Genomic DNA, 11921 nt, shown 5'->3' on the forward strand with positions numbered 1-11921 from the left:
ATTGAAAAATAAAAAATGCCCTAATAAATAGGGCATAAAAAGAAGGGTCGATCAAAACCGCAGGAACGTCCCGATCGACTTGATTATTACAAACAAGAGTTAGAATGGAGAGTTAGAAATAATAGCCAAAGTTGATGTTAATGCGTTTATCCCAATCATTACCGACTTCCGGTAATCCAACATGGTCGTTATTGGCAGTAGAGAAGGTCATATTTTTACCCATAACAAAGTCGATCATTGTGTAGGTAGGACCTGCAGAAATCGCCATACCAGTGACGTTTTGCATACTGTTATCGTAGCTATCATCATCAACATCTGGCGTCATTAAACCAAAGTCGTTGTAGAACTTAATGCTACCCCAATCTGTGTTCACGGTTTTGGCAATGTTGATGTTATAGGCTTGGCCCTTAGAAGCAATTTCATACTGCCAGCTCACTACTGACACGCCAATTTTATTGGAGTCGATAGCATCTGCAGCATCGTATTCATATTGCATGGCTTGCATTTGTAAATTCCAGCCTTTGTAGCTGCTGTCTAAATGCAATGCTACGGCATAGCGATCGCCATTGTTGCCTGTCTCGTTGTTGTAGATTTGGCCATACTGCACAGAGCCACCAAAGGTAGTCGAGCCACCTTCGTATTCTGTTGTATAAGTTTGGCGCACGTTTAACTGGTTAGTCTCTTCATTGTGATACTCAGTGCCATTGATGGTACCGGTATACAAATCGGTCGAATAACGCTTGTTCTCGGTCGCACCATATTCAGCATTTTTGTAAAAGGCTAAATCAGTATGCCAGCCATTTTTTTCGTAAGTGGCTTTAAGACCGATATCATGATCATCCTCAAAACCTAAGTAGTAAGGTAGACCAAACCACCAACTGTTAGAAATAAACTCGCGATTACCAAAGGGGACCTTGTTGATACCAAATTGCAGTTGCCAGTCTGGATCAATGTTGTAGTAACCATAACCGTACTTGATATAGTTAGTGCCTGAAGTAAAACGGTATTCTGCGGCTAAACCGAAGTCGCCTTTTTTACCATCAAATTTAATTGCGGCCATATCAAAATTAAAATCGCCGCCTTTGTCTTTTGAGGCTTTGTCATAATCTTTATAACCATAGTTAACACGCACTGCACCGCCAACGTTAATACCATCTTCTTGTTGTTCTGCAGCAAAAGCGGCTGAACTCGACATGGCCATTGCAGTTGCAACCATGGACAGCATAAACCGAGTGGATTGTTTCATCATCGTTACCTTTTATTTTAGTATTTGAATTTTAATAATTAATTTACATTTCTTTGAACCAAGTACGGTGGCATTCAGCACAAACTGGGGCCTTTTTTTCGTGTTCAGCGTGGCAGGCTAAGCAGCTTGCACCTTCGTTGTAGTGCAACGATTTGTGCGGATGAGCCTCTGGGATCGGTAGCTTTTTCTCGTCAACGGGGATACTGGTTATGTCACCGTGACATTCAACGCACGCTGCGTCGGTAGCATTTTGCTTACCTGAACCTTGGTGACAGCTTTTACAGCCTTCTTGATAGAGAGACTCATGATTTACTCGGCCTTGAGTACTGCCTTTCATTTTGACCAGCTCTCCGGCGTTTACATTGCCAGCAAATACGAATCCAATAAGGAGTGTTAGTAGTAATTTATTCATAATATTTAAGCCTGCATGTCAGATTTGATGGTTTCAGATACGATAATTCCCATCGTCAAGCACTCTAGGCATGCCGTTGAACTTAAACGTGTTCCACCATGTGTACCACCGGTCGCTTCACCAACTGCATACAGTTTCTTAATTGTCGTTAACGATTGACTGTGCATAACACGGGCACCTAAATCGGTTTTTAATCCTCCCATGCAGTAATGCACTTTTGGCCAGATCCGCGAGACAATAAAGGGAGGTTTCAACTGTACAGCCGTATCCATCATGCGGCCAAAGAGTGGATCAACACCTTTAGGTACTTGTTGGTTGTACTCAGTAACGGTTTGTTTTAACTCATTTAGTGGGATATTAAACTGCTTAGCTAATTGCTCTAGGCTATCGACTTTCCAGGCAATTTGGTCACGCACGGCACGGGTGACGCGTTCATCGCCAACATGGTCATCATGATTAAAAAACACGACAGGATAAGCGGGGGAACCATCTGCATTACGGTTTTTCATTATGGCGTCAGAGCAGGTTTTTCTGTCGGCACGTTCATTCATAAACCGTTTACCATCAAGAACATTGACGGAAATGCCCTTATGGAAACCAATCGACAGTAACGCATTTGACCAACCGAAGCCGCCTTCATCAGGCGAACCCCAGTGGCCAGTTTGAATAAAGCTCATATGTATAGGCAGTGCACCGTGTGCCATGGCTGTAAGGGTGACTTCTCCAGTCGCTCCTAGCGCATTGGTGCAATCAAGTGTCTTATCAAGCGATGGATCAACCAGCTCACGCAGTTTTAAATTTCGAGAAAAACCACCGTGGGCAAGGATAACGGCCTTGTTAGCTTTGATATAGATTGTTTTGCCGGTTTTGAGATCGGGGAAACGATAATTTTGGCGAACTTTGAGGCCGATAATTTCCTGACCATCCATGATGAAATCTTCAACATAGTGTTGCAGACGATATTCAACTCCTTCTTTTTTACCCACTTCATAAAGTTTAGTGGTGATATCGCCGCCCACACCGTGTTGGGTACGAATCGCTCGTGCTTTATTATGTCCACCCACTTGCTGGTTAAATCCTTCGCGAAACTTTACTCCTGCATTAATACACAGGTCATAGGCATCCAGTGCGCGATTAGCCATTTGGCGCAACATGTCAGTATTTTGCATACCGCGGCCAGAAATGATCTGATCTTTAACCAGTTCCTCTGGCGAATCATCTTGAATGCCTTGGGCTAATTGGATTGGATTTTTGGGAATGGCTAGCCAACCGCCATTAATCGCAGAGTTACCGCCAATGACTTGCATTTTTTCCAATACAAGTACGGAACCAAGACCTTGGCGTTTAGAATTGAGTGAAGCAGATAAACCCGCGAAACCTGAACCCACGACGATAACATCGCGTGTTTCATCCCATTTTATGTTTGATGTGCACTCGTTAGCTGATACTGCACTTGGCAGTGCGGCTGCAATACCGCCAATAGCTGCACCTGCACCCAGTTTTAAAAAGTTTCTTCTATTATGCATGTTGTTCACCCTCTACTTCAGAATGCAAGCAAGATAGAGGCTATGGGGCAGGCTAAAGGTGAACTAAGTCACGGCTTTTTTGGAGTGGCAAACTTATTCGTGAGTTATGTCTAGAATAATCTTTTTTGAAAATGAAAGTTTTTTGCAACAAAAATGTAAGTGAAGGGATTTTAATCTATGAAAAAAACTTGTTGTTGCAATGTATGCTTGAGGTAACTCACAAAGAACATAAATAAAATGTTCACTTGCGTGAGCTTTATCCCGATTAGTCATCCTTACCCTATAACAGGCATAAGTTAACAACGCATAATTCACGCTTACTTAGCGTTTTATTTGGGTTTAGTGCATGAAATGTCCTTCTGACACACTATCTATTTTAAGGTGCAATCAAATACTGGATGCAGCTGAGCTGTTGATTGAGTCGCAAGGCATCGTCTCTTTTAAGTTTTCTCAACTAGCCAAAGAAGTCGGTTGTTCTACTGGCACCTTGTACAAATTTTTTGAACGTAAAGAAGACGTTTTAGTTTGTCTGTTCCTAAGAAGTGCAACCTCTAATCACTTGCCAATTTTTATTAATAAAAATCCTGAATTAACGGCTAAAGAACGAGTATTGTTGCCAATTCTATTTACCTTTGAAACGATAAAACGCAGCAAAAGCTTTGCAACGTTACGTTCTGTTTCTGTTAATACCATGGTATGGCAACTTGCTAGTGATGAAAAAGTCGAACGCTTTAAAAAGCGCATTAATGCGTTCTGGGGCTGGTTTACTGACTCGCTCAATCTAGCAGTAGAAAAAGGGGAATTAGAGGCGACACCATTACAGGTAAAAGAGTTAGTACAGGGCATCACCTTTTATTTAACCGGGGCGTTAACTCAATTTGAGAGCCAGCTTATCGCGCCAGAATACCTTTCTAATCGTCGCGAAACCTGTTACCGACATTTGGCTAAATTGATGGGGCAATATAAGTGGAAAATGCCCTTAACCCCAGAATTATATGATTCTTTAGAGGCCAGAACGATTAAGTTCTTCGACCAACATTATCGTGATCATATGAGTTGCGCTGCATGTAGTGCGCTGTCTTGTACAAATGGTGTTGGGGGTAACGGTGATTGAAATCAACAAAGCTCTGTTTCAGTAGGTTTTATACTTGTGCCCAAATTCAACTCAGAAGAATGGTTTCTTTTACGGATAATTTATCAAACTAGTGTGTTGCGGCTCTTCATAGTAATCTAATTTTTGATCAAACTTTATTATGTTCTTAGATAAAGTTGGTGAGAGGTTGGCCTGAATAAAGTCATCAGGCTAGGTATGCTTGCAAATAATTCGTTAGCTGTTCATATTTCCAGCATGAAATATTCATTTAAAAAACAGATTAGATTTACTAGTGCTAAAAATAGTGCAAATTATACGGTCAAATACAGTGTAAGCTATTGAATACACAGGCTGCACATTTCGCATTTGCATGTAAATGCACATAAATTATTAGGGTAATTAAAACGTGAAAAATCACAAAATTTATGTTTAAATTCAGTTGGTTATGATTTGGTGATTCACTGTCATGGGGTGTCAGGGGTCGGAGGTTCGAATCCTCTCATACCGACCAAATTCCTCTTTTTATAAGAGTTAAAAAGCCTGCAAACTTAATCGTTTGCAGGCTTTTTTATTTTTATGCGATTTTAAAGTTCTTTTTAAGCACGCCAAAAGACTGAGGTATATGCATGGTAAAGTGTCCCAGTTTGAATCATGAAAAAAACATAACAAATATGGGCAGGCCGCGCATAGCTGCGACTTTATCACAGTGTTGAATCACCCCGAGGTTTAATTGATTGAGGGTTAATGGATAAGTTGTATAGTTAAATAGAAATTTGCTGAAAGCTTTGGGTAGTGCTTTGAAGATTCAGGAGTGGCATTTATTGGGAGCAAAAAATTAGTTGGACACACTTTTTGTTCCCATCTTATGGTTGAATAAACTGCATTAAAAAACCCAAATACCACGCCAACAAAGACGCCCAAGTATAACCCCAAACTGCCATCAATAAAGCAGCGGAAGCCAGCCTTGGGTGAAAAGCACTGGCGATAACTGGTGCAGAAGCCGCACCACCAATATTACACTGACTCGCGATCGCGAAGTACATGATAGGTAATCGAAAAAATACAGTAAAAATAAATAAGATAATAATGTGTATAGAGAACCAAATAAGAGCGATACAAACGTAATAGGGCGCGGCGCTCAATGCGCTAATATCAAAGTTCAACCCCATCAACATTATCATGATATAGATAAAAAAAAGAGCTGCCTGCTGAGTTTTCTTGACTAACACATGTCTTGCATTTGTTAATGAAAATAATAATCCTAAAAAAGTTGCAATTAATACTGACCAAAAAAATTCAGAAGTAAGATTGTATTTAAATAAGTGTGGGAAACTATTAGCGATTCTTGTTGCAAGGAAAGATGATAATTTTTCACTAAAGAGAATTACAATGAAAAAAGTCAAGCTCAATATCAGAATCCAATAATAGCTTGTTTGTTTTCCTATCACTTTACGTTTGATGTCAGTGCAAAATATCGGTCTATAGCTTTTATTAGCTTTCAGGAAATCATCGATTTTATCTTGGCGTTCTGCAATGAAAAGTAATATAACCATCCATATACCGGAAAAAAGAATATTAATAGCCATCATTACCGCAAATACGGCATCACCGACACTGTGGATTTCTTTTACAGCCAATTGATTGGCGGTTCCGCCAAGCCAGTTTGCCATCAGTGTTGACATGCCTTTCCAAGCAGCATTATCTCCCTGCCAGACGAGTTCGTTCGGAAAAAATATAGAGCCTAACCATAGGCTTAATGGACCGCCAATACAGATGCTCACAGCACCTAGCACGTACATACCGAGAAGTTTTTTTCCCACTAAACTGAGAGCAAAGAAATCGGTGCCTAAAATCAGCAAAAATAAACAACCGGGCATTAAGTGTGTTTTTGCCATTTCGCTAAGTTGACTATGACTTGCATCAATAATATTTAGCGAGCTAAAGATGGCAGGTAAGGCGTAGCACATTAGCATCAGTGGAAAAATACGATAAATTTGCTTAAAAAGTGTAATAGAGGATATGTGTGTATAAAATAAACTACATAGTAAAAAGACTAAAAAAAATCCTATTCCAAGATCTGATGATATCAATTTAATTCACCTAGTAAGAATAGCTGGTATATATATATTATATTTTACAGTAGCTTACTAAAGGCCAGGAAACTCATGCTTAATGCAGATAATTCTTCTCCTTCACGCTGAATTGACCAATAAGTTCGTTTGTAATCCCATCCATCCACAGGTAATAAAATAAGGTCTTTTCTTGCTAATTCAGCGTCAATCGCTAATAGGGGTAATACACTCAAACCTATACCTGTTTCAATTGCCCTTTTAATAGAGCCAATGGTTGACATGCAGATTTCATCACGAACGTGGATATTTAAGCTTTTTAATAACTGAATTGCACGAATTCGAGAGAACGATGATTCATGGTCGAATATCCACAATTGTTCACTAAGCCAAGATTTTGTATTTAAACCATTTGCAGCAGGATGAGTTACGCCACTCACAATGCAAAGATTATCTTGTAACCAATGCTCACAAATGAGATTTTTACTCGCGGGTTTAGCATCAATAAAGCCTAAGTCTAGTTCTTTTTCTGAAACCATTTTTTCAATAACTAAACTATTATCAATGACTAGTTTTATTTTTACATCGGGATATTGGTTCTTAAATAATGGAATTTTTTTAGATAATACATAGTTACCAGCAGTCTTACTGCTCCCAATGGTTAACGTCCCCTTAATGCCATGTTCAGGGAATGAAAATATATTTTCTAACTCTTTTCCCTTGGATAGCATTTCATTAGCATAAGGTAATATTATTTCTCCATGCGCATTTACAACTAAACCTCCCGCCACTCGCTCAAATAATCTGCAGCCTAAAGAACTTTCTAATTCTTTAAGTGCCATACTTACAGCAGGCGTTGACATATGAAGTACTTTTGCCGCTTTTGAGATCTGCCTCTCAGAATGTATGGCTTTAAAGATCATCAATTGTCTTAATGTTATCCGCATCAAATGCTCCGCGAGGTGAAAATCAGTTATACTAGCAGTATAATAGTTTAAAACGATAAATAATTAACATGATAAATATCTGATTTTTATAAAGCGGCTATTTAGCCGCTTTATCTATAGAGGTTAAAATAGATATCTTGTAGATACAAAAATGAGAGTGTCATCAAACTCAGTATGTCCTTTGGCGTCAGTATAGTCACCATCAAAATAGGAAATACCTACCCCAAAAGTCAAATCCTTTTGAGCCTTAAAATCAACGCCTACTGAATATTGACTTGCATCACTCTCTTTTAGTGTTTTTAGATCTGCTCCGGCATTTTTTGTCACTTTACCCAGCCCAGTATCATCTTTTAAATATTGAAATTTTATATCATATTTATTAATAGGAACAACCATACTTAACAGGTAGGAGTTACCTTTAATATTATCATAAATACTTGACTCAGAGCGCTGGTACATAGCCCCCAATTTTACGGATGAAATAGCAACACCACCTACCAGTCTTGTTGCCTCTAACTGGTTCAATCCATCAGCATAGGCTATTGAAATATAGTGACTATTCTTTTTAAGTGCTGCATCGCCTAGGGAAAAACTAATTGCATAATTGTTTTGTTTATCAGAAAGTTCTGGATTTTTTTGATTAAAATCCTTATCAAAAACATAACTAATACCCATAGTAACACCTGCGACCTTAGCGCTATTTAATGTTACCGAATCGCCTAATCTATCGTTACCTGCAATGATCATATTCATATCGCTTGAGGTAATATTAAATAAATCCACTTTACCTTCAGCACTTTTAAAAACGGTATCATTTCTTCCGAAAACAGCTGAACCATAGTTAGTTTTAAAACCTAAGTATGAGTTTCTCGGTTTGAAAATATTAGAATCATCGTTATCAAAGCTTTCTATCCCTGCTTCAAATTTATATAACAAGCTAAAATTATCATATACACTATACTCACCTTTAACGCCTAAATATGATGCATAATTTTCAAGGGAAAATCCATCAACTTTTTCGTTACCAGAAAGACCATTACTTGAGTTGGCCACACCAAGCCACAGTCTTCCATAAAAATCTAGTGGCTCAGATAAAGCTGGAGTTGAACAAATTAAAATAAAACTAAAACCAATATATTTAGTGTTTTTCATCGACATCACCTTTTTAGAATGTAAAAGCAATGCCATATTAGAGATTTAAGAAAACACATCTCCGCTTTAGATCACATCTAATCAACAAAAATATCGAGTTAAGCATAACTTAAAGTGTGTTAAGTTATATTTAATAATTTCAATTTATTGCTCAATGTCACTATTTAAAAAAATTAAGAAACTATCATCACGCCAAATCTTACCAAAATAAAAACTGGAGAATTGCATGAAGATAAAATACTTGAGTATTATTGTCTGTTCGATTTTAACGGCGTCATCATGGGCTGCTGATAATAAAAATGATTTAGCATCATTCCATAAAGATGTTAATGGTTGTAAAACCTGCCATACAGCACCCAATAAAGTGAGCGATAGCGAGACATTTGAAAATAAACAATGTAAATCCTGCCATGGTGATTATGGAAAACTAGCAAATCCCAAACTAGACATTGACCCACATTCTTCACACTTAGGTGATATTAATTGTACGTCTTGTCATAAAGGACATGAACAACCAAAGTTATATTGTAATGAATGTCATTCATTTAAAGGGCTCGACATGCCTTTTAATAAAGCAAAATCTAAAGAACCGTGGGACAAAGGTTGGGATAATGAAGCAATAAATAAAGCGATAGCTGCAGGTCCTAAAGAAACAACGGATGTGATTGTTGTTGGAGCCGGTAGTGCTGGATTTAATGCTGCGATTGCAGCTAAAAAGGCGGGGGCTAACGTTATATTGCTTGATAAAGCACCATTTAGTGGTGGTAACTCTATGCTCGCCGCTGGCGGGTATAATGCTGTGGGTACAGTTCAGCAAAAAGATCATAAGGTCGATGATAAAATCGAATGGTATGTAGAAGATACAATGAAAGGCGGTCGATATGCTAACGACCCTAAATTGGTACAAATATTAGCGGAGCAATCGGCTGATGGCATTAAATGGTTAGAATCTTTGGGCGCCAATATGGATGATTTAAAACGCTCTGGCGGCGCTAGAGTCGATAGAACACATCGTCCATCTGGTGGTTTAAGTGTTGGTCCACATATTATTGATGTACTAAGAAAAGCATCGGATAAAGAAGGGGTTGATACAAGACTCAACTCCAAAGTTGTTAAACTGGTTGTTGATGATGAACAAAAAATTGTGGGTGTTGTCATCCACGGTAAACACTCTGGTCACTATATGGTTGCAGCTAAGTCGGTTGTTTTAGCCACCGGTGGTTATGGGTTTAACAAAGAAATGATTGCTTTTTATCGCCCTACATTTAAAGGCATGACAAGTTCAAATAATATCACTTCAACTGGGGATGGTATTGAACTTGCTAAAGCAGTCGGTGCAAGTATGACTGATATTGATTGGATCCAGACACATCCAACAGTAGGAAAAGATAGCCGTATATTAATTTCAGAAACGGTTCGAGGTGTCGGGGCCATAATGGTTAATAAAGAAGGCAATCGCTTTATCAATGAATTAACGACTCGAGATAAAGCCTCCGATGCCATTCTAAAACAGCCTGAACAATATGCTTGGCTAGTATTTGATAATGAATTATATAAAAAAGCTAAAATGGTTCAGGGGTATGATCATTTAGAAATGCTTGAAAAGGCCAATACTGTTGCAGAGCTTGCAAAAATAACAGGAATGACCCCAAGTGTTTTAGACAAAACTATCACAAACTACAACCATTATTTCAAACAGGGTAAAGATGAGGCATTTAACCGTGAGCAGATGCCGCTATCAATAGAAAAATCTCCTTATTATGCCGTAAAAGTTGCTCCTGGCATCCATCATACTATGGGGGGAGTTGCCATTGACACTAAAGCTGAAGTACTCGATATACAAAGCCAACCGCTCAAAGGTTTATTTGCGGCGGGAGAGGTGACTGGTGGTGTTCATGGGTATAATCGACTGGGGGGTAACGCTGTCGCTGATACTGTGATTTTCGGTAAAATCGCAGGGACAAATGCTGCCAAACATGCTCTAAATACAAAGTAACGCTAAATCAGTGAGAGACTCGTTATTGTCTCTCACAACATCTCAAGTTTTATTCATCGTAAATATTAGCAATAAAATTATTGCTTGAGTTAAAGTACTCCCCTGCTATTTTTTGAGAGGCTAATGTAGCCTCTCTTTTTTATTTGTCGGCAGAATTAGATTCGATGGATTTTGCTCACTTTTCGATGGCTTCATCTTTTTAGATCGCGCGGGAATATTGGCGAAATGTACTTACTCTTTCCATGAATCGAATAATACACTGTAGGCGAGTCCAGCATCGCACCACTTCTTAGAGAACCAATTACAGATTTGAACGTCTGAACCTTAAGCCGGATACGCAGTAACGATTACTATCACTGAACCTACATTTCCAGCGTTTAAAATTATTACACATATATTGATCAGCTTTAATGCTCAATAGGATTGTGTTGGTAGACTTTCCTACAGAGCATCAAAGCGGGTGAGACTATTTGGCAGTATTATGCCGCGCAAGCTAGGCTCTCAAGCGCTCTTGTGTGCTGATGACAAAGACAAAAAACGCCGGTACGAAGAATATTGCCAACCAGGTGCCACTGAGCATGCCACCGAATACGCCAGTACCGATAGCATGCTGAGTTTCCGCGCTGGCGCCGCTCGCAAGCATTAAGGGTACCACTCCGAGAGTAAATGCCAGTGAGGTCATCAGAATTGGCCGTAGACGCAGGCGTGCAACAGTCACTGCAGCGTCTATCAGCGTATGGCCCTCGGCATGCAGTTGGCGGGCGAACTCGACAATGAGGATAGCATTTTTGCCGATAGGCCGAGGTGGTGGCTAGGGGCAGGCGGTACTGCCACGCGCCCGCACAGACACGCCCATAAATACCCAAATGTTGCGCGTCGGCCCGTTCCAAATCGACTTAGACCGTCACGAGACTAGCGTAATCTGTAACGGTCAGTAGCAGGCACTGGATCTGACCTTGACCGAGTTCAAAATGTACGCCAGCATGCTGATCCTGGCACTTTGACTGTAAGACTTTACAGCGTGGGAGCAAGTTGTTATCTAACCGTAGAAGATGAAGGCCCTGGTATTCCTGATGAAGCCGCAAGCTACATATTCGAGGCATTTCGCCGAGTTGATCCGTCTCGCTCTCGAAAAAGTGGTGGCAGTGGACTCGGTCTCGCAGTGGTTAAGACAATTGCTGAAGCTCACGGCGGCCACGTGGTTTGCCAGCCATCGGGCCATGGAGGAACAATATTCGTTCTTTTTTGGCCTGTTAAGGCAAGTTAAGGCTCCCCTTAACTATGTCCTGATACTGGAATTATCTATATGAACGGTGACGTGCTTAGTGATTCCTGCACGTATGGCCACCGCGTCAGAGCACATTGCTGAATCGGGAAAATGCAGGGATTGTAGGTATTCCCTAGATCCCATTGGTTGTTATACGATATTAATTACAACTAATGGGATGTTATTTTGTTTGAATACGCTCAATTTGTTGTA

At 39.7% G+C, this 11921-nt stretch carries 9 protein-coding genes and 1 pseudogene; 3 read left to right on the forward strand and 7 right to left on the reverse strand.

All coding sequences use genetic code 11. The features are described from left to right. Positions 1-112: 112 nt before the first annotated feature. Genes HGO26_RS11735 through HGO26_RS11745 form a run of 3 tightly spaced genes read right to left on the reverse strand, consistent with a single transcriptional unit; the run spans position 113 to position 3184 of the window. Complete coding sequence (locus tag HGO26_RS11735; RefSeq protein ID WP_028759674.1) at positions 113-1249, reverse strand: membrane protein; 1137 nt, start codon at positions 1247-1249, stop codon at positions 113-115. A gap of 40 nt (positions 1250-1289) precedes the next feature. Next, the gene (locus tag HGO26_RS11740) at positions 1290-1658 is read right to left on the reverse strand and encodes a cytochrome c3 family protein (protein ID WP_012089430.1); all 369 of its coding nucleotides are present in this window, start codon (positions 1656-1658) and stop codon (positions 1290-1292) included. Between the two features lie 5 nt (positions 1659-1663). After that, on the reverse strand, positions 1664-3184 hold the full coding sequence (locus tag HGO26_RS11745) for a flavocytochrome c (protein ID WP_168825350.1): 1521 nt from the start codon (positions 3182-3184) through the stop codon (positions 1664-1666). A gap of 346 nt (positions 3185-3530) precedes the next feature. Here HGO26_RS11745 and HGO26_RS11750 point away from each other — a divergent pair, with 346 nt between their 5' ends. Further along, the gene (locus tag HGO26_RS11750) at positions 3531-4298 is read left to right on the forward strand and encodes a TetR/AcrR family transcriptional regulator (protein ID WP_105252712.1); all 768 of its coding nucleotides are present in this window, start codon (positions 3531-3533) and stop codon (positions 4296-4298) included. A gap of 842 nt (positions 4299-5140) precedes the next feature. On the opposite strand, the gene HGO26_RS11755 is transcribed toward HGO26_RS11750, so the two are convergent. The 3 genes from HGO26_RS11755 to HGO26_RS11765 all read right to left on the reverse strand — a co-directional run bounded on the left by HGO26_RS11755 (position 5141) and on the right by HGO26_RS11765 (position 8445). Then, positions 5141-6367: a DUF819 family protein gene (locus HGO26_RS11755; protein WP_168825352.1), complete on the reverse strand. Its 1227-nt coding sequence runs from the start codon at positions 6365-6367 to the stop codon at positions 5141-5143. Between the two features lie 44 nt (positions 6368-6411). Continuing rightward, on the reverse strand, positions 6412-7293 hold the full coding sequence (locus HGO26_RS11760; protein WP_168825354.1) for a LysR family transcriptional regulator: 882 nt from the start codon (positions 7291-7293) through the stop codon (positions 6412-6414). Positions 7294-7416: 123 nt separating this feature from the next. Then, positions 7417-8445: a porin gene (locus HGO26_RS11765; protein ID WP_168825356.1), complete on the reverse strand. Its 1029-nt coding sequence runs from the start codon at positions 8443-8445 to the stop codon at positions 7417-7419. A gap of 226 nt (positions 8446-8671) precedes the next feature. Between HGO26_RS11765 and HGO26_RS11770 the strand changes: the two genes are divergently transcribed. Then, entirely contained in the window at positions 8672-10441 is a 1770-nt protein-coding gene (locus HGO26_RS11770; RefSeq protein WP_168825358.1) for a flavocytochrome c, read from the forward strand. Positions 10442-10934: 493 nt separating this feature from the next. Here HGO26_RS11770 and HGO26_RS11775 read toward each other — a convergent pair whose 3' ends face one another. Next, positions 10935-11237: an efflux RND transporter permease subunit gene (locus HGO26_RS11775; protein ID WP_425596659.1), complete on the reverse strand. Its 303-nt coding sequence runs from the start codon at positions 11235-11237 to the stop codon at positions 10935-10937. Between the two features lie 180 nt (positions 11238-11417). Between HGO26_RS11775 and HGO26_RS11780 the strand changes: the two are divergent. Beyond that, positions 11418-11708: pseudogene (locus HGO26_RS11780) on the forward strand (sensor histidine kinase); the annotation flags it as partial. Positions 11709-11921 lie beyond the last annotated feature (213 nt).

It is taken from the genome of Shewanella oncorhynchi (genome assembly GCF_012584455.1).
GTDB classification, from domain to species: Bacteria; Pseudomonadota; Gammaproteobacteria; order Enterobacterales; family Shewanellaceae; genus Shewanella; species Shewanella oncorhynchi.

What these genes read in the sequence shown, in the direction of transcription:
- HGO26_RS11770 (WP_168825358.1), top strand. Translation starts at nt 8,672, where the DNA reads ATGAAGATAAAATACTTGAGTATTATTGTCTGTTCGATTTTAACGGCG.
- HGO26_RS11765 (WP_168825356.1), bottom strand. Translation starts at nt 8,445, where the DNA reads ATGAAAAACACTAAATATATTGGTTTTAGTTTTATTTTAATTTGTTCA.
- HGO26_RS11740 (WP_012089430.1), bottom strand. Translation starts at nt 1,658, where the DNA reads ATGAATAAATTACTACTAACACTCCTTATTGGATTCGTATTTGCTGGC.
- HGO26_RS11750 (WP_105252712.1), top strand. Translation starts at nt 3,531, where the DNA reads ATGAAATGTCCTTCTGACACACTATCTATTTTAAGGTGCAATCAAATA.
- HGO26_RS11735 (WP_028759674.1), bottom strand. Translation starts at nt 1,249, where the DNA reads ATGATGAAACAATCCACTCGGTTTATGCTGTCCATGGTTGCAACTGCA.
- HGO26_RS11745 (WP_168825350.1), bottom strand. Translation starts at nt 3,184, where the DNA reads ATGCATAATAGAAGAAACTTTTTAAAACTGGGTGCAGGTGCAGCTATT.
- HGO26_RS11760 (WP_168825354.1), bottom strand. Translation starts at nt 7,293, where the DNA reads ATGCGGATAACATTAAGACAATTGATGATCTTTAAAGCCATACATTCT.